The organism is Bradyrhizobium sp. IC4060 (genome assembly GCF_020193715.1).
GTDB lineage: Bacteria > Pseudomonadota > Alphaproteobacteria > Rhizobiales > Xanthobacteraceae > Bradyrhizobium > Bradyrhizobium yuanmingense.
In genome coordinates, this window is the sequence record NZ_JADYVJ010000001.1 from 1,138,169 (window position 1) to 1,156,087 (window position 17,919).

A 17,919-nucleotide genomic window follows, 5' to 3' on the forward strand; every position below is an offset into this window, starting at 1 on the left:
CGGAGCCGCCTCAGCCGATCACGGCACGCGCGACGTCCAGCAGCGCCGCCTTGACATCGGCATCGTCGGTCAGCGGCTCGATCATGCCAGCGAGCACGGCATCGGCCGTCGGCATGCCGGCCGCAATCAGGGTCGCGCAATAGACGACGAGCCGGGTCGAGACACCCTCCTCCAGGTCGTGGCCCTTCAGCGCGCGCAGCCGGCCAGCCAGCCCGACCAGCGGCCGCACGCGCTCCGGCGATAGTCCGCTCTCGGCGGCGACCACCGCAATCTCCTGCTCCGGCGGCAGGAAGCCGAACTCGATCGCGACAAAGCGCTGCCGCGTCGACGGCTTGAGCGCCTTGAGCAGCGTCTGATAGCCTGGATTGTAGGAGACGACGAGCATGAAGCTGTTCGGCGCGGCAAGCTGCTCGCCGGTACGCTCCAGAGGCAGGATGCGGCGATCGTCGGTCAGGGGATGCAGCACCACCGTTACGTCCTTGCGCGCCTCCACGACCTCGTCGAGATAGCAGATGCCGCCCTCGCGCAACGCCCGCGTCAACGGGCCGTCGCTCCACACGGTATCGCCGCCCCTGAGCAGATAGCGGCCGGTGAGATCGGCCGCGGTGAGATCGTCGTGGCAGGCGACGGTATGCAGCGGCAATCCCAGCCGCGCCGCCATATGCGTGACGAAGCGCGTCTTGCCGCAGCCGGTCGGCCCCTTCAGCAGCACCGGCAGCTGATTGCGCCAAGCGTGCTCGAACAGCGCGCATTCGTTGCCACTGGCAATATAGGCGGGCGGCTGAGGTTCGGGCTTCGCCACGGCGAGAAGTGCTGCATTCATGGTCTTTCTCCGGAATTCACATAGTGACGGCGGCCGCAGCGAGCCACGGCCGCCTTTGCGCGCTCACTCGGCCGGCTGCAACGCGCCGGGGATGACCGGCTGACGGGCGCGACCGGGCACAAGCACGGCCCACACGAACATCAGCGCGGAGATCGCGACGAACACGCCGGACCCCAGCCGGACCCAGTAAAACATCGCGAGCTGGTCCTGCACGTCCATGTAGCCCTGGCCGAGCACGCGCTGGAGATGGACCTGGACCACGCCGGCGAAGGTCAGCGCGAAGGTCATCACCATCATGGCGGTGCACATGATCCAGAAGCTCGCCATGGAGAGCCATTGATTGTAGGGCGCACGCCCTCTGATCTGTGGGATTGCATAGGCCATCACGGACAGGTTCAGCATCACATAGGCGCCGAAGAAGGCGAGATGGCCGTGCGCGGCGGTAACCTGGGTGCCGTGGGTGTAGTAGTTGACCGAGGACAGGGTGTGCAGGAAACCCCAGACACCGGCGCCGAGGAACGCCATGACCGAGCAGCCGACCGACCACAACAATGCAGCGCGGTTCGGGTGCTTGCGGCCGGCCTTCCAGGTCATTTGCACCGTGAAGATCACCATGGTGAAGAACGGCGCGACCTCGAGCGTGGAGAACAGCGAGCCGATCCACTGCCAGTAACCGGGCGCGCCGATCCAGTAGAAATGATGGCCGGTGCCGAGGATGCCGGAGAACAGCGCCAGCCCGATGATGACGTAGAGCCACTTCTCGACCACTTCGCGGTCGATGCCGTTGAGCTTGATCATGAGATAAGCGAGCACGGAGGCCATGATCAGCTCCCAGACGCCCTCGACCCAGAGATGAACAACATACCACCAGTACATCTTGTCGACCGCGAGATTTACCGGGTTGTAAAAGGCGAACAGGAAGAAGATCGCAACGCCCCACAGCCCGAATAGCAGGATGTTGGTGATCGTGGTCTTACGGCCCTTCAGCGCCGTCATGGTGACGTTGAACAGGAACATCAGGCAGACGACGACGATGCCGACCTTGATGATGAAGGGCTGTTCGAGGAATTCGCGGCCCTCGTGGTATTGGAAGAGATAACCGACCACAGCCACACCCGCAGCACCGAAAAACATCCAGAACTGGATCTTGGCCAGCAGCGGGCTGTAGAGCTCTGTCTCGGTTTCCTCGGGCAGCAGGAAGTAGGTCGCGCCCATGAAGCCGATCAACGACCACACGATCAGCGCGTTGGTGTGGATCATCCTGACGACGTTGAACGGCAGCAGGGTCGACAGCGTGTTGGGCAGGACGTAGATCGTTCCAGCGACGAGACCGAATAGGACCTGCGCCACGAACAGGGTCAGCGCGCCGTAGAAATACAGCATCGCGACTTTCTGGGTCTGATATTTCATCTCAGGCTCTCTGTCTTGAGGGATTTCAGGAAGCGATGCGCTCAGCCCGCCTTGTTCGGCGGCCACTCTTGGCGCTTGATCTTGCTGGTCCATTGCAGGAAGTCGGCGAGATCATCGAGCTCCTGGTCGGTGAGGTTGAATTGAGGCATCTGCCGGCGGCCCGGTGCGCCCGAAGGCTGCGACTGCATCCAGGCCTTCAATGTCTCGCGCGCGGCGGCCGGATCCTCGTTGCCACCCCAGCGATCCCAGACATTGCCGACTTCAGGCGCAAAGTAGGCGCCCTCGCCCAGCAGGGTATGACAGTTGATGCAAGAATTCTTCTCCCAGACGTGCTTGCCGCGGGCAACCGAAGACGTCAGCGTGGCTGCGTCGGTCGATGTCGTGGCCATGTAGTAATGGCTGTGCGCCGTTAGCCCTATGAAGATGGCGAAGAAAAAGGCCGAGCCGCCGTAGAAGACGTTTCGAGCGGCCGACTTGGTCAGGCGTTCAGCCATTGCCAATCCTTTCCGGTTGATTCCTGCGAAATTGCGATGGTGTGATTTATTGCCGCTTTGCCCGGCCCGTTCTTTGTCAGGGCGCAATGAGCGCGTCAGATCAGGGCGACGAGCGCGGAGGCGAGCCAGGCAAGCAGCAGCACGATGAGGATCCAGCTCGCGACGAGACCGCGCCAGAGTGCGGGGACGGCGCGAAGATCCATGAAGTCGAGCGCGATGCGATGCCCCTTGAGCGCGGCGAAGGCAAGCAGCAGAGCGTTGCCGAGCAGCGCCCGTGGTATCAGCGGCGGCAGCAGGACGGTCGCAAGCGCAAGGCCGATCAAGGCGATCCAGGTGACGTCGACACGATCTGGCATCGTCATTTCACCAGATACAGGATCGGGAACATCACGATCCAGACCAGATCGACCATGTGCCAGAAGGCCGTTCCCGTCTCGACGCCTGATATCCCGGCTCGGCGGCAGACCACGGCGAGAATGATGATGCCGAGACCAACGTGCAGGAGATGAAAGCCGGTCAGCAGGAAGTAGAGCGTGAAGAAGGGATTGGTCTCAAGCCCGACCCCGCGCCCGGTTTCTTCGGCGTACTCTGCGAGCTTGATCGCGATGAAAAGGCAGCCGAGCGCCATGGCGCCGAGAAGCCAGTATCGTGTCGTTGCCCGTTGTCCATTCCGCACGGCCTTGGTCGCCCGGGCCGCCGCCCAGCCGCTGGTCACCAGCACGACGGTATTGAGGCCGGCGAGATGCGAATCGAGCGTGGCCTGCCCGGCCGCGAACATCGCGGGGTGAATCGCGCGGGCGACAGAGAAGGCGCCGAGGAGCAGGCCGAAGGCGACGAGTTCGCTGAAGATCAGCACCCAGATCATGGGATCGCCGGGGAGATCCTGCAGGATTCCCCAGCCTGTTTCCTGCTGTTCGCACTCGGCCGTCGACATCGTCTTTCCGGATCAGGACACCGGTCAGACTTAGCTCGGCCACCCGGTTCCGAATTTGTTGCCGGACAAACTGGAGGACTGCAGGGCTCCTGTTTGCGCCGACACAACGTTCAGCCAGCCGTTTCGCGGTACGAACCGGCTCAGAGCTTCACGGAGCGCCGGACGATCCCATGAGCGATGCACAGATCGGGCTGATGACCGCAACACCCATCATCATTGCCTTCGCCATCGCGCTCAGGCGCATGGGCGTGCTGTCGACGGTGGGAACCGTATCGGCGGTGGGGCTCTCGATCGGGATCGCGACCGTGCTGTTCACGACGCAATCACCGCTGCCGTAGTGCTTAGGACCGTAGCCCGGATGCAGCGCAGCGCAATCCGGGAAATCTCACCAAGCGCAGAGACCCGGATTACGCTGCGCTGCATCCGGGCTACGAAGCGCTACCGCCGCTGATTGTACACGTCGATGCACACCGCGCCCAGCAGCACCAGGCCCTTGATGACCTGCTGATAGTCGATGCCGATGCCGAGGATGGACATGCCGTTGTTCATCACGCCCATGATCATGGCGCCGACCACGGCACCGCCGACTCGCCCGACACCGCCATAGGCCGAGGCGCCGCCGATGAAGCAGGCGGCAATGACGTCGAGCTCGAAGCCGAGGCCGGCCTTCGGAGTCGCCGTGTTGAGCCGCGCGGCGAAGACGAGGCCGGCGAGCGCGGCCAGCACGCCCATGTTGACGAAGGTGAGGAAGGTCAGCCGCTCGGTCTTGATGCCCGACAGGCTCGCCGCCTTGGCGTTGCCGCCGACCGCGTAGATCTGCCGGCCGATCACGGTGCGGCGGGTGACGAAGCCGTAGAGCGCGATCAGCGCGGTCATGATCACCAGCACGTTCGGCAAGCCGCGATGCGAGGCGATCAGATAGGTGAAATAGAGCACGGCGCAGGCGAGCAAGATGCTTTTGCCGAGGAAGAACGCATAGGGCTCGACCTCGATGCCGTGCGACTGCTCGCGCGACCTTCCCTTGGCACTGGCATAGACGAGCCCGAGCGCGAGAACGGCGCCGATCAGCATCGAGGTCGGATGCAGCGTGCCGGCCTCAGGCAGCAGCTCCGGAATGAAACCCGAGGACAGTTTCTGGAAGGTGGCCGGGAACGGCCCGAGCGACTGGCCCTGCAACACCGCGAGCGCCAGGCCCTTGAACACCAGCATGCCCGCCAATGTCACGATGAAGGAGGGGATCTTGAAATAGGCCACCCAATAGCCCTGCGCCGCACCGATCGCGCCACCGAGCGCGAGGCAAGCGATGAAGGCGAGCGTATAATCGACCTTGTAGGTCACCATCAGCAAGGCCGCCACGGCGCCGATGAAGCCTGCGACCGAGCCGACCGAAAGGTCGATATGGCCAGTGACGATGACCAGCAGCATGCCCAGCGCCATGATGACGATGTAGCTGTTCTGCAGCACCAGGTTGGTGAGGTTGAGCGGCTGCAGCAACGTGCCGCCGGTCACGACCTGGAAGAACAGCATGATCGCAACCAGCGACATCAACATGCCGTAATTGCGCAAATTGTTCTTGATGAAGCTGCCGTGCCGGCGCTCCTCGGGCAGCGAAACCGTCTTGTCGGTCATGGCTGCAATCCTCCCATCTCCGCGGCCGCGGGCGCGGCGTTCCCAATGCTTCGTTCGTTGCGCATGATGGCGCGCATGATCTTTTCCTGTGTCGCCTCTGAGCCCTTGAACTCGCCGACGAAGGCGCCGTCGTTCATGACGCAGATGCGATCGCAGATGCCGAGCAGCTCGGGCATCTCCGAGGAGATCACCACGACGCCGCGGCCGGCTTCCGCAAGCTCGTTGATGATACAGTAAATCTCATATTTGGCACCGACGTCGATACCCCTGGTCGGCTCGTCCAGGATCAGGACCTTGGGGTCGGTCATCAGCCATTTCGACAGCACGACCTTTTGCTGGTTGCCGCCGGAGAGCTGGCTGGTCTCCTGGTAGACGTCGGAGCAGCGGATGCGCATCCGGTTGCGGTAGTCGCTGGCGACCTTGAGCTCGGCGATATCGTCGATCACCCTGCCCGGTGCGACCTGGTCGAGGCTCGCCAGCGTGATGTTCTTGCGGACGTCGTCGGCGAGGATCAGGCCGAGCTGCTTGCGGTCCTCGGTGACGTAGGCAAGGCCGGCGTCGATCGCGGCGGCGACGCTCGGCAGCGCGATCTCCCGGCCTTCGAGCCGGATAGTGCCGCTGATATTGGTGCCCCAGGAGCGGCCGAACAGGCTCATGGCGAACTCGGTGCGCCCAGCCCCCATCAGCCCGGCAATGCCCACGACCTCGCCGCGCTTGACACCGAAACTGACGTTCTTGATCACCTGCCGCTCGGGATGAATGGGGTGATAGACCGACCAGTTCTCGACGTCGAGCACCGGCTCGCCGATCTTCACGTTGCGCTCCGGGAAGCGGTGCGCCATGTCGCGGTTGACCATGCTGCGGATGATGCGATCTTCCTGGATCTGCTCGGCGTGGCAGTCGATGCTGTCCACCGTGCGGCCGTCGCGCAGCACGGTGATGTGGTCGGCGACCTTGGCAACCTCGTTCAGCTTGTGCGAGATCAGGATCGAGCCGATGCCCTGCTCGCGGAACGTCATCAGCCGTTCGAGCAGCGCGGCGCTGTCGGCCTCGTTGAGACTCGCGGTCGGCTCGTCCAGGATCAGCATCCGCACCCGCTTGGACAGCGCCTTCGCGATCTCGACCAGCTGCTGCTTGCCGACGCCGAGATCGGTGATCAGCGTATCCGGCGATTCCTTCAGGCCGACCTGCGCCAGCAGCTCGCGCGTGCGCCGGTAGACCTCGTCGCGGTCGATCACCCCCAACTTCGACGGCGGATGCGACAGGAAGATGTTCTCCGCAATCGACATCAGCGGGATCAGCGCCAGCTCCTGATGGATGATGATGATGCCCAGCGCCTCGGAATCATTGATGTCGCGGAAGCGGCGCTCCTCGCCCTCGAAGACGATGGTGCCCTCGTAGCTGCCGTGCGGATAGACCCCGCTCAGCACCTTCATCAGCGTCGACTTGCCGGCGCCGTTCTCGCCGACGAGCGCATGGATCTGCCCGGCGCGAACCGAGAAGTTGACGTCGCGCAATGCCTGTACGCCGGCAAAGCTCTTGCTGACGTTGCGCATCTCCAGCATGGCGGTCATGGCTTTGGTGTCCCTTGCGTTGTCGACTTGCCGGCGCCGTTCTCGCCGACGAGCGCATGGATCTGCCCGGCGCGAACCGAGAAGTTGACGTCGCGCAATGCCTGCACGCCGGCAAAGCTCTTGCTGACGTTGCGCATCTCCAGCATGGCGGTCATGGCTTTGGTGTCCCTTGCGTTACTTCGTCTCTCCCCGCGTGCGGGGAGAGGTTGACTGATATCGCTGCATCCACATCGTCATTGCGAGCGCAGCGAAGCAATCCAGACAATTTCCGCCGTGGCAGACTGGATTGCTTCGCTGCGCTCGCAATGACGGAGTGCATACCAACCACTGCCCGCATGGAAAGAGGCCCCTCACCCTAACCCTCTCCCCGCAAGCGGGGAGAGGGGAAAAAGAGAGAGTCTTACTGGAACTGCGACTTCTTATAGTAGCCGCTGTCGACCAGGGTCTTCTCCCAATTGTCCTTGTAGACCACAACCGGCTTCAGCAGATAGGACGGCACGGTCTTGACACCGTTCTCGTAGGTCTTGGTGTCGTTGACGGTGACCTGCTTGCCGGCGAGCGCGGCGTCGACCATGTCAGCGGTCACCTTGGCGAGGTCGCGGGTGTCCTTGAAGATGGTCGAGTACTGGTCGCCGCGCAGCATGGCCTTGATCGAGGGCACTTCGGCATCCTGGCCCGAGATGATGGGCATCGGCTGGCCGGCACTCCCGTAGCCGACGCCCTTCAGCGAGGAGATGATGCCGATCGAGAGGCCGTCATAGGGCGACAGCACGGCGTTGACCTTCTTGTTGCCGTAGTAGGCGCTGAGCAGGTTGTCCATGCGGGCCTGCGCAGTGGCGCCGTCCCAGCGCAGGGTCGCGACCTTATCCATGCCCATCTGGCCGGACACGACGACGAGCTTGCCGCTGTCGATATATGGCTTCAGCACGCTCATGGCGCCGTTGTAGAAGAAGTAGGCATTGTTGTCGTCGGGCGAGCCGCCGAACAGCTCGATGTTGAAGGGGCCCTTGCCGTCCTTCAGGCCGAGACCTTGCACGATCGACTCCGCCTGGAGCACGCCGACCTGGAAGTTGTCGAAGGTCGCGTAATAGTCGACGTTCGGCGTGCCGCGGATCAGGCGGTCATAGGCGATCACGGTGATGCCTTTTGCTTTCGCCTGCTTGAGCACGTCGGACAAGGTGGTACCGTCGATCGCGGCGATCACCAGCGCCTTGGCGCCCTTGGTCACCATGTTCTCGACCTGGGAGAGCTGGTTCGGGATGTCGTCCTCGGCATATTGCAGGTCGGTGTTGTAGCCGCGCTCCTTCAGCACCTTGACCATGTTGTTGCCGTCGTCGATCCAGCGCGCCGAGGACTTCGTCGGCATGGCGATGCCGACCGTCGCCTTCTGGGCGAAGGCAGCGACGCCTGTGGCCATCGTGGCGGCACTGGCCAACGCCAGCGCGAGAAATGTTGTCTTCAGTTTCAGCATGTTTCACTCCCTTTGGGTGTCAGACTTTCTTCGTGGTGTCGAGAACGACGGTCGTGTACGGCTTGGGCCTCCTATGCGAGCTTGACGTCGGGTTCCGCGCGTCCGCGCGCGGCTGCTTCGAGCAGAAAGGTGCAGCCGGCTTGCGGATCGGCAGCGCGTGCCGCCGTGTCCATATCCTGCCAGGCCGACGTGACGAGCAGGCGCGACAGGTCGGGGCCGACGAAGGCGGGGCAGCTCGCCTGCTTCGCCGGCACGCTAAGCGAACGCAGGCGCTCGCCTTGCGGCGAGTAGACGTCGATCCGGCTCGCGCCCCAGCACGCATTCCAGATCTGCCCGTCGGCGTCGCATACCGAACCGTCGAGACCGCCGATGCCGCTGTGGCGCAACAGCACCTCCGGCTCGCCGCGCGGCAGGCCGGTCGCGGGGTTGAGCGGCACGGCATAGAGCACCGCACGCGGCGTGTCGGTGAAGTAGCCGGTGGCGCCGTCGGGCGAGAAGCAGATCGAATTGGGAATGCTGATGCCGGGAAACAGCGTCGAGATCTTGCCGCGATGAAGGGCGTAGATCGCGCCCGCCTTCGGCTCGGCTTTCTTGCCCATGGTGCCGATCCAGAACGTACCGGATTGATGCACGCGGCAATCGTTCGAGCGCGTCGCCGGATTGTCCGCTTCGAGGGGACAGAACAGCGTCATCGCACCATCAGCGAGCTTGCGGATATAGAGGCCGTCCTCGGCGACGATCAGCTGCCGCTCGGCGTCGATGCGCCCCAGCGCGCTCGCCATCCGACCGAGCGCGTGGGTGCGGACAGAGCCGCTGCCGAGTTGCGCCTCGAACAGCTTGCCTTCGCGGATGTCGAACCACCAGGCCGTATTCGTGGTCACGTCATAGGTCGGACCTTCGCCGAGATGGCAAGGATGGTTCGAGAGGACAGCCGTCGGCACCTGCTCCATCATGGCGACCTCACTGAGAAGCGATAGACCGTGTGATGGCGATAGACCTCGCCGGAATCGAGGCGCGGGCTCGGAAAGTCCGGCCGGTTCGGAGCGTCGGGCCAGATGTGCGGCTCCAGGCAGATGGCGTCCGATTGCCGGATCAGCTTGCCGCCCTTGCCCGACATCGTACCGTCGAGATAATTGCCCGAATAGACCTGAAGTCCGGGCTGATCGGTGAACAGCTCCATGATGCGCCCGGAGCGCGGCGCCTCCAGCCGCGCCGCGAGCGCAAGCTTGCCGTCGCGCCCGAGGCAGTAGGTGTGGTCGTAGCCCCTGCCGTTGCGCAATTGCGGGTCACCTTCGCGGATGCGCTCACCCACCGGCCACGGTTTGCGGAAATCGAACGGCGTGCCGGCCACGCTGCGCGGCGGCTCCGGCAGCGGAATGGCGGTGGCATCGATGGCGAGGAACTGCTCGGCGGCGACCATCAGGCGGTGGTCGAGAATGGACGTCTCCGACGTCGCACCCTCGAGATTGAAGAAGCTGTGGTTGGTCAAATTGACGACGGTCGGCCGGTCGGTCCGCGCTTCCATCAGCAGCGACAGCTCGGTCGGCCCGGTGATGCGATAGGTCACGCGAACGTCGAGCCTACCGGGATAACTCTCCTCGCCATGCGGGCTGACATAGGTGAGCGTCACCGCGGGCTCGGCGCCTTCGTCGATCTCCGCGATCTCCCAGAGCTTGCGATCAAAACCCTCGAGCCCGCCGTGCAACGCATTCGGACCGTTGTTGACCGCTAGCTGCACCGTCTCGCCTTGAAGCGAAAACTGTCCCTTGGCGATGCGGTTGGCATAGCGGCCGACGGTGGCGCCCAGAAACTTCCGTTCGGCGAGATAGCCGGCGAAGGCATCATGGCCAAGCACGACGTCGTCATATCCGCCGTTGGCATCCGGCGCGATCAACGCCTGCAGCACCGCGCCGTAGCTGATGATGCGCGCCTCGAAGCCGCCCTCCCCGCGCAGCACGACGCGCTCGACCTCGTGGCCGTCGGGCAGCGTCCCGAACACGTCTCTTGTGATTGTTGATGCGGCCATGCTCAATCCACAAACGGTTCGGCGATCGTGCGCTTGCCGAGCAGGAAGGCGTCGGCGACGAGACGGAGCGGCGTCAGATCGACGTCACTTGCGCCGGTTGCTGCGAGCGCGACGAAGCGTCGGTAGAGCCCGCGATATTCCTCATCGGGCCCTTCGGCAAGCACCTTGCCGTCGACGGCCATGCGCGCGCCACCGCTGGACAGCGTCAGCCGGCCCTGATCGGTTTCGACGAGGATATCCCAGCTCTGCGGTCCGGTCTGGCGGAAGTCGAACTCGGCGGTCACGGGCAGGCCGCTGATATCCGTCAGGTTCACGTTCGCCGCGATCGGCGCCTGGCAATTGGCTGGAAAGGCCAGCTCGGCCGCGGTGACGAACACGGGCTTCGGCAGAATCCTGGTCAGGATCGACAGCGCATTGATGCCCGGATCGAACACGCCGAGGCCGCCGGGCTCCCAGATCCAGCCCTGCCCGGGATGCCAGACACGCACGTCTTCCTTCCAGCTGATGTGAACGGATTTGATGTGCCGATCAGTGAGCCATTGCCGGGCCGGCTCCACCGCCGGCGCATAGCGCGAATGCCAGGTCGCAAACAATGTCCGCTTCGCACCCGCCGCCATCGCGATCAACGGATCAAGCTCGGCAACGCCGTTGCCCGGCGGCTTCTCCAGCATGACGTGCTTGCCGGCGGCGAGCGCCGCCGCGGCCTGGGCCCGTCGCACCTGCGGCGGCGTGCAGAGCGAGACCGCGTCGATCGGCGGCCCCCTCTGAAGCAATTCCTCGATGGTCGCAAAATGCGGCACCCCCTGCAGCGAGGCGTTGCGGCTCGCCACGGCGGCAAGCGTTGCGCCCGGTGTGGCGGCGATCGCCGCCACATGCTGGTCCCGCGCGATCTTGCCGAAGCCGACGATGGCGATGCGAAGGTCTGTCACGCTTGTTCTCCAGTGTCGGCCGACGGTGGCGGCTCGGCCGGGGCGGTTTCGATCGCCGTACTGTCATGGCGGCGCATGCCGTTGTGAATGACATAGACCATGGCCTCGGATGCGGCATGGGCATCGCCCGCGACGATGGCATCGACGATCTTCTGATGCCAGAGCAGCACGGTATCGCGATCCTCCGGCTCGACCGGAGCGCTGAGCAGGAAAGAGGCGCGCAGCGCTGCTTCAATGACATGCCCAATCGAGCGCATGAACAGATTGCCCGAGGCACGCGCCACGGCAACATGAAGCGCGAGATCTGCATCTGCAAAACCGACCGAGTCGGACGCTTCATGCCGCATCCGATCCATGCTGCGGCGCAGCTCGCTGATGTCTTGCTCGGATCGCTGTGTTGCCGCCAGCATCGCCGCGCGCGGCTCCACGGCGAGACGGATCTCGGCGAGGTCGTCAAGGAAGCGCTTGTCGATGCCGGCATCGAGGTGCCAGGCCAGCACGTCTGCGTCGAACATGTTCCAGGCACCTCGCTCGCGCACGACGGTGCCGACCCGCGCCTTGGTGGTGAGCAGGCCCTTGGCGACCAGCGTCTTGACGCTCTCGCGCAGCACCGGCCGCGACACGCCGAACATTGCGATCATCTCGGCATCCCCCGGCAGGCGCGTGCCTTCCGCATAGCGGCCGGCGATGATGTCGACGCCGATCGAACGCGCCACCTCCGCATGGTTGGAATGGGCCCGCCGGGTCGGGATGACGACGATCCGCGAGGTCATGACGCCGCTCCCGCATGCTTCGCCGCCGGCCGGCGCGCAAGCGCGACCAGCCCCTGCAGCAGGGCGATGAAGGCGAATAGAAGCACGCCCGAGGTGCGGGGGATCAGCAAGAGCTTTGGCGCGGTGCAGGAGGTCGACTTCATGCTGAGACGGACGTTTCGGCCGCGCGCCAGCCGGATTCCGATCCAATCTGCGAGAAGCCGATCGTGAGCTGGGCGCTGGCCGGCGTCGCGAGCAACAAGGCGGCCATGGCGCTGGCCGCACAGAGAGCTTTAGGGGGCATCAGGCGCGTCTCCCAAGATGTTTTATCCGGGGGCGCCGATTGGTAGCATGGCACCCACAGGCCGGCCTTCGCGCCAGCGGCGGGCACTATTTCACGGAAGTTGAGTTCCGACTAGTCATATTATTTGACTATTTGGAGCAAACGCAGCCGAGGTGGAGCGAGCTGAGTTATGACACGTTCAGCGCGATTTTGCTCCCTTCATGCAACGGAGGGATGAAAAAATTAGGCGGCGCGATGGAGCCTCAGCTGTCAGCGGGGCGAAGGTGCGCCCCCGCTTGCGGGAGGCGAAGGGCAGCAGCGCTAGATCAGCTTCCGCTGCGCCAAGTTCTTCATCAGTGCGCCGATGCCGAACGTCCAGGGCTCGCACTCGTCGCTGGTGCGCATGCGGTTGACGAGCTTGCCGAGCTGAGGCGCTGCGATAGTGACAATGTCGTCGCGCTTGTGGGTGAATCCCTGCCCCGGCGCATCGCGATCCTTCACGGGTGCGAACATGGTGCCGAGGAACAGCACGAAGCCGTCAGGATATTGATGCACCTTGCCGATGGTCTGCGCGACGAGATCGGTCGGATCGCGGCTGATCTTGCTGATCGAGGAATGGCCGTCGAGAACGAAGCCGTCCGCGCCCGTGACATTCAGGCTGATGTCCAGCCTGCGCGCGTCGTCGAGCGTGAAGGTGTCGTCGAACAGGCGCAGCAGCGGGCCGATCGAGCAGGACGCGTTGTTGTCCTTGGCCTTCGACAACAGCAGCGCCGAGCGGCCCTCGAAGTCGCGCAGGTTCACGTCGTTGCCGAGCGCGCCCCCGACGATCTTGCCGCGGCTCGACACGAACAGCACGAGCTCGGGCTCGGGATTGTTCCAGGTCGATTTCGGGTGCAGGCCGGCATCCATGCCGGTGCCGACCGACGACAAGGTGGGCGCCTTGGTGAAAACCTCGGCATCCGGACCGATGCCGACCTCAAGATATTGGCTCCAGGCATTCTGATCGATCAGCACTTGCTTCAGGTGCATCGCCTGATCCGAGCCCGGCTTGAGCTTTGACAGATCGTCGCCGATCAGGCGCGTCACTTCTTTCCGGATCGCTTCGGCCGAGGCCGGATTGCCCTTGGCGCGCTCTTCGATAACGCGTTCCAGCATCGAGATCGCGAACGTGACGCCGGCGGCTTTCAGCGTCTGGAGATCGACGGGCGCGAGCAGCCAGGCCTTTTGGGGATCGCGCCCGTCCGGCGGGGTGTTGGCGACGATCGCCTCGAGATCACCGATGCGCTCGCCCTTGGTGGCGGCAAGCGCCTTGGCGGGATCGTCCGTCTCGCAGAGCGCGCTGATGGTCGGAAATTTTGCTGTGACGTCATACACGCCGTCACCGCGCACGGCGACGATGGCCGGACCGTTGACCTGCGGCAGCCAGACGCGGCCGACCAGCGTTCCCTTCGTGCCGTCCTCGGGGAGAAGGTCCTTTACAGTCAATGTCGTCATGGCCGCGTCCTCGCTGTTCTAAGGAATGGCCGCATTCGCAGCGGCCGTTCCCGTTAGCGAAGACCAATAAACGTCTGGCGCCGGAAGTCCAGAGCGGCGACGCGTCGTGCAATTAAGCCCCTGCCCGCGCCTTTCGCGCTGCAATCTGGTGCAGTGCCCAGCGCGCATTCTTGCGGACATCAGGATCAGGATCGTCGGCGATCACGGCCAGGAATGCCTCGCCGTCAGGGTGGCCGATCTCACCTAGCGCGGCGGCGGCCTCTTTGCGCAAATTCGCCTGGTCGTGATTGACGCAATTGCCGATCGGCCGCACCGCGCGTTCGATCTTCATCTTGCCAAGGCTGCGGATCGCCTTCAGCCGCACCTGCCAGAACTCGTCCGCGAGGCAGCCGACGAGCTGATCAGCCGCGATTGCACCATTCACGTTGAGACCCAGCGTCTCCGCTGCCATCTCGCGGACCATCCAGTCGGCATCCTTCAGCGCGCGGGTGATGGTCTCCGCCGCCGGCTTCATCTGCGAAAAGGCCAATGCGCTCACGGCGGCGCGGCGCACATGGGCATCGGGATCGTTGATCAGCGCGGTTAGCGCCGGAATGGATTCCTCCAGCTTGAGGAAGCCGATCACGCCGATCGCCTGCACACGCACGGCGGCGTCAGGGTCCTGGAGCGCTTCCAGCGCGGGCTTGAGTGCATCCCTGCGGCGCAGTTCCTTCAGCGCGCGCAGAGCGCCCATGCGGACGAAAGCGTGGGTATGCCTGACCAGCGGCAGAATCGCGTCGGCGCAGGCGGGATCCTTGAATTCAGCCATGCTGTCGGCCGCAGCCGCCGCGACGATCCTCTCGGGATCGACGAGCAGCTTCACCAGCGCGCTTGCTGCCTCCGGTCCGTCGAACTCGCCGAGCGCCATCGCGACCTGCTGGCGCACACCGGCATCGGGATCGGTGACCATTTTGGCGAGATGTGCGACCGCGGCGGGATCGCCGGAATGACCGAGTGCAATGATGGCGACGCGGCGTTCGGCGGGATCGGCCGCCTGCAGCCGCTCGTCGGCGTCTTCGAGATCGTCATAGGATTCGAACGGGCTCGACATGATCACCTCAACAGATAGGGAATGTTGACGGTGACGGCGCCGGTCGGACAATCCGCTTCGCAGGGCATGCAATACCAGCACTCGTCATAGGCCATGTAGGCCTTGTTGGTCATGTCGCTGATGCGCAGCACGTCGAGCGGGCAGACATCGACGCACACCGTGCAGCCCTTGTCCGCGATGCATTTGGTGTCGTCGACCACCACCGGAACCGATGTCTGATAGGACGCGAGAGGCATGTGATGTCTCCTGTTGGCTATGTTCTGGTGGATCAGGCCGAGGCGCGAATGCGCTGCTTGTCGTAGAGGTCCTTCTCGTCGTCCGCGATCGGCACGACATAGGGCTCGACCGCGCGCTTCTCGCTGGTCATCCTGCCGTCCTGCTTGGACAGCAGCGTGTGGCAGAACCAGTTCTCGTTGTCCTTCTCCGGGAAGTCCGTCCGCCAGTGATAGAGACCCCAGCGGCTCTCTTCGCGGTAGAGCGAAGCGTGTGCGGCCATGTCGGCACAGTCCATGATCGACTGCACTTCGAGCGCGCGCAGCAATTCGTGCGCGTTGCGCGCGATCATGCGCTCCTGCATATCCTCACGCGCCTCGGCGAGCCGCCGCATGCCGAGCTCATATTTGCGCGTGACCTTCGGCGGCTGGAGATAGTCGTTGACCAGACGGCGGGTCTTGTACTCGATCTGGTTCGGCGGAATGCCGTCCTCGCGCTTGGTCGGCGCCATCACGCGCTCGCGTTCCATGGCGACGTCGGCCGCGTCGAATTCCGCGAAATCATGGTTGTCGGCGAACTCCATCGCGTCGATGCCTGCGACCGAGCCGTTGGTGAAGGCGCCGAGCATGTAATTGTGCGGGACGCTCGCCATGTCGCCGGCGGCATAGAGGCCGGGTACGGTGGTGCGGGCATTGTCGTCGACGAACACGCCTGACGCGCTGTGGCCGGAGCAGAAGCCGATCTCGGAGATATGCATCTCGATGGACTCACTGCGGTAGTCGACCCCGCGCCCCTGCTGGAACAGGCCGCGCGTCGGACGCTCGACCTTGTGCAGCGTGGATTCGATCTCGGAAATGGTGTCGGGGTGGAGATGCTTGAGCTGGAGGAACACCGGACCCTTGCCGGAGAGGAGCTCGTTGTAGAACTCCAGCATCATCTGGCCGGACCAGTAGTCGCATTCGATGAAGCGCGAGCCTTCGTTGTTTGCCGTATATGCGCCGAACGGGCCGGCGACATAGGCGCAGGCCGGGCCGTTATAGTCCTTGATCAGCGGGTTGATCTGGAAGCATTCGAGGTTCGCGAGCGCTGCGCCGGCGTGATAGGCCATGGCGTAGCCGTCGCCGGAATTGGCGGCGTTCTCGTAGGTGCCGAACATGTAGCCGGACGTCGGCAGACCGAGGCGACCGGCGGCGCCCATGCAGAGGATCACGGCCTTGGCCTTGATCACCAGCATCTCGGCGGTACGCGTATTGACGCTGATGGCGCCGGCAATGCGGCCGTCGCCCGATTTGACCAGGCGCGTCGCCATGTAGCGGTTGGAAATGAGGATGCGGGCGCGGCGGAGCTGGCGATACAGCGCCTTCTTCACGGTCTCGCCGTTCGGCATGGGCAGAACGTAAGTGCCGATGTGGTGCACCTTCTTGACGGCATAGTCGCCGTTCTCGTTCTTCAGGAAGCGGATGCCGAAACTGTCGAGCTCCTCGATGATGCTGTAGCAGTTCTGCGCGTATTTATAGACCGCCTTCTGGTCGACGATGCCGTCATTGGCGATGGTGATTTCCTTGGTGTACTGCTCGGGCGTCGCGTAACCGGGGATGACGGCGTTGTTGAGCCCATCCATACCCATCGAGATCGCGCCGGAGCGCTTGACGTTCGCCTTCTCGAGCAGGACGACATTGGCCTTCGGGTTCTTCAGCTTCGCCTTCAGTGCCGCCATCGGGCCGGCTGTGCCGCCGCCGATCACCAGCACATCGCAGGAAACTTCCGAAAGTCCGTCGACGATCTGATCTAGTGCCATCGCTTGCTCCTGGTTCGCCGATCCCGGCGCCTTTGCGTCAGATTTGTTCAGGGGGCGTCGCCGCGATAGCAATTAGTTGTCGCTGGGACGCGATTTGTAGCTCAGCGCTCGACGAAGGCTTTTTCGATGACGAAATGGCCGGGCTGGCTATGGTTGCCCTCGACAAAGCCGCGCGCCGCGAACATCGCGTGGAGTTCCTCGAGCATCGCCGGGCTGCCGCACAGCATGATGCGGTCAGTTTCGATGTCGAGGCTCGCTTGTCCGATATCCTCGAAGAGCTGGTTCGAGGCGATCAGGTCGGTGATGCGGCCGCGATTCCGGAACGGCTCGCGGGTGACGGTCGGGTAGTAGACGAGCTTGTCGCGGATCAAGGGGCCGAAGAATTCGTGATTGCGCAGGTCCTCGACGAGGTGCTCGCCATAGGCGAGTTCCGAGACCTGGCGGCAGCCATGGGCGAGCACGATGGTCTCGCAATTCTCATAGACGTCGGGGTCCTTGATCAGGCTGGCGAAGGGCGCCAGGCCCGTTCCGGTTGAAAGCAGCAGCAGGCGTCTTCCCGGAATGAGGTTGCCGGTGATCAGCGTGCCCGTCGCCTTGCGACCGACCAGGATGATGTCGCCTTCCCTTATCTTCTGAAGGCGAGAGGTGAGCGGGCCGTCCTGCACCTTGATCGAGAAGAATTCGAGCGCCTCCTCGTGATTGGCGCTGGCCATGCTGTAGGCCCGCATCAACGGCTTGCCCCCGACCTCCAGACCAATCATTGCGAACTGGCCGTTCTGGAAGCGGAAGCCGGGATCGCGCGTCGCGGTGAAGCTGAACAGGGAATCGGTCCAGTGCCTGACCGACAGAACCGTTTCCTTCTGAAATGCACTCATCGTCTCTCCTTGGTCATCGATGACGCGCAAGGTTTCGGAGAGAGGAGAGTCCGGCAATTCTGAAGTGAAATTCCCGGTGGATTAGTTTCACATTTCGCGTGGGTTGCTCGAAGAACAGGCTCGC

At 63.8% G+C, this 17,919-nt stretch carries 20 protein-coding genes and 1 pseudogene; 1 reads left to right on the forward strand and 20 read right to left on the reverse strand.

The features are described from left to right. Positions 1-10 precede the first annotated feature (10 nt). The 5 genes from I6F16_RS05420 to I6F16_RS05440 all read right to left on the reverse strand — a co-directional run bounded on the left by I6F16_RS05420 (position 11) and on the right by I6F16_RS05440 (position 3,661). Positions 11-823, reverse strand: coding sequence for a CbbQ/NirQ/NorQ/GpvN family protein (locus I6F16_RS05420; protein WP_225111793.1), 813 nt, complete (start codon positions 821-823; stop codon positions 11-13). Positions 824-886: 63 nt separating this feature from the next. Then, complete coding sequence (locus I6F16_RS05425) at positions 887-2,233, reverse strand: cbb3-type cytochrome c oxidase subunit I (protein WP_036023400.1); 1,347 nt, start codon at positions 2,231-2,233, stop codon at positions 887-889. Positions 2,234-2,274: 41 nt separating this feature from the next. Beyond that, positions 2,275-2,727, reverse strand: coding sequence for a cytochrome c (locus I6F16_RS05430; RefSeq protein WP_036005521.1), 453 nt, complete (start codon positions 2,725-2,727; stop codon positions 2,275-2,277). Between the two features lie 95 nt (positions 2,728-2,822). Next, the gene (locus tag I6F16_RS05435) at positions 2,823-3,083 is read right to left on the reverse strand and encodes a cytochrome C oxidase subunit IV family protein (protein WP_109145859.1); all 261 of its coding nucleotides are present in this window, start codon (positions 3,081-3,083) and stop codon (positions 2,823-2,825) included. A 2-nt stretch (positions 3,084-3,085) separates the two neighbouring features. After that, positions 3,086-3,661, reverse strand: coding sequence for a cytochrome c oxidase subunit 3 family protein (locus I6F16_RS05440; RefSeq protein ID WP_225111792.1), 576 nt, complete (start codon positions 3,659-3,661; stop codon positions 3,086-3,088). 170 nt (positions 3,662-3,831) lie between these two features. On the opposite strand from I6F16_RS05440, the gene I6F16_RS05445 reads away from it, so the two are divergent. Continuing rightward, the gene (locus tag I6F16_RS05445) at positions 3,832-3,999 is read left to right on the forward strand and encodes a hypothetical protein (protein ID WP_085974376.1); all 168 of its coding nucleotides are present in this window, start codon (positions 3,832-3,834) and stop codon (positions 3,997-3,999) included. 100 nt (positions 4,000-4,099) lie between these two features. Here the strand turns inward: I6F16_RS05445 and mmsB are convergent, their stop codons facing one another. The 15 genes and pseudogenes from mmsB to I6F16_RS05520 form a co-directional block, all read right to left on the reverse strand. Beyond that, positions 4,100-5,290, reverse strand: a complete 1,191-nt coding sequence (gene mmsB / locus I6F16_RS05450; protein ID WP_036005525.1) for a multiple monosaccharide ABC transporter permease — start codon at positions 5,288-5,290, stop codon at positions 4,100-4,102. Further along, entirely contained in the window at positions 5,287-6,864 is a 1,578-nt protein-coding gene (mmsA, locus tag I6F16_RS05455) for a multiple monosaccharide ABC transporter ATP-binding protein (RefSeq protein ID WP_225111791.1), read from the reverse strand. Before mmsA ends, mmsB begins: the two co-directional genes overlap by 4 nt. Continuing rightward, on the reverse strand, positions 6,861-7,019 hold the full coding sequence (locus I6F16_RS05460) for an ATP-binding cassette domain-containing protein (RefSeq protein WP_225111790.1): 159 nt from the start codon (positions 7,017-7,019) through the stop codon (positions 6,861-6,863). The genes mmsA and I6F16_RS05460 overlap by 4 nt, the downstream gene beginning before the upstream one ends. Before the next feature lie 245 nt (positions 7,020-7,264). Then, entirely contained in the window at positions 7,265-8,335 is a 1,071-nt protein-coding gene (gene chvE / locus I6F16_RS05465; protein WP_036005529.1) for a multiple monosaccharide ABC transporter substrate-binding protein, read from the reverse strand. A 71-nt stretch (positions 8,336-8,406) separates the two neighbouring features. Then, on the reverse strand, positions 8,407-9,285 hold the full coding sequence (locus tag I6F16_RS05470; protein ID WP_225111884.1) for an SMP-30/gluconolactonase/LRE family protein: 879 nt from the start codon (positions 9,283-9,285) through the stop codon (positions 8,407-8,409). Beyond that, on the reverse strand, positions 9,285-10,361 hold the full coding sequence (locus tag I6F16_RS05475; protein ID WP_225111789.1) for an aldose epimerase family protein: 1,077 nt from the start codon (positions 10,359-10,361) through the stop codon (positions 9,285-9,287). The genes I6F16_RS05470 and I6F16_RS05475 overlap by 1 nt, the downstream gene beginning before the upstream one ends. 2 nt (positions 10,362-10,363) lie before the next feature. Beyond that, positions 10,364-11,290: a Gfo/Idh/MocA family oxidoreductase gene (locus I6F16_RS05480; RefSeq protein ID WP_225173490.1), complete on the reverse strand. Its 927-nt coding sequence runs from the start codon at positions 11,288-11,290 to the stop codon at positions 10,364-10,366. Then, on the reverse strand, positions 11,287-12,063 hold the full coding sequence (locus I6F16_RS05485; RefSeq protein ID WP_036005559.1) for a FadR/GntR family transcriptional regulator: 777 nt from the start codon (positions 12,061-12,063) through the stop codon (positions 11,287-11,289). Before I6F16_RS05485 ends, I6F16_RS05480 begins: the two co-directional genes overlap by 4 nt. Next, complete coding sequence (locus I6F16_RS05490) at positions 12,060-12,206, reverse strand: hypothetical protein (RefSeq protein ID WP_157784002.1); 147 nt, start codon at positions 12,204-12,206, stop codon at positions 12,060-12,062. Before I6F16_RS05490 ends, I6F16_RS05485 begins: the two co-directional genes overlap by 4 nt. A 5-nt stretch (positions 12,207-12,211) precedes the next feature. Further along, positions 12,212-12,346, reverse strand: a pseudogene (locus I6F16_RS05495) (sugar ABC transporter substrate-binding protein); the annotation flags it as partial. Positions 12,347-12,646: 300 nt separating this feature from the next. Then, on the reverse strand, positions 12,647-13,819 hold the full coding sequence (locus I6F16_RS05500; protein ID WP_225111787.1) for a fumarylacetoacetate hydrolase family protein: 1,173 nt from the start codon (positions 13,817-13,819) through the stop codon (positions 12,647-12,649). A gap of 112 nt (positions 13,820-13,931) precedes the next feature. Continuing rightward, positions 13,932-14,909: a HEAT repeat domain-containing protein gene (locus tag I6F16_RS05505; RefSeq protein WP_225111786.1), complete on the reverse strand. Its 978-nt coding sequence runs from the start codon at positions 14,907-14,909 to the stop codon at positions 13,932-13,934. A gap of 2 nt (positions 14,910-14,911) precedes the next feature. Continuing rightward, the gene (locus I6F16_RS05510; protein ID WP_036023367.1) at positions 14,912-15,145 is read right to left on the reverse strand and encodes a ferredoxin family protein; all 234 of its coding nucleotides are present in this window, start codon (positions 15,143-15,145) and stop codon (positions 14,912-14,914) included. A gap of 32 nt (positions 15,146-15,177) precedes the next feature. After that, positions 15,178-16,920, reverse strand: a complete 1,743-nt coding sequence (locus I6F16_RS05515) for a fumarate reductase/succinate dehydrogenase flavoprotein subunit (RefSeq protein ID WP_036023365.1) — start codon at positions 16,918-16,920, stop codon at positions 15,178-15,180. A 101-nt stretch (positions 16,921-17,021) separates the two neighbouring features. Next, positions 17,022-17,795, reverse strand: coding sequence for a ferredoxin--NADP reductase (locus I6F16_RS05520; protein ID WP_036023387.1), 774 nt, complete (start codon positions 17,793-17,795; stop codon positions 17,022-17,024). Positions 17,796-17,919 lie beyond the last annotated feature (124 nt).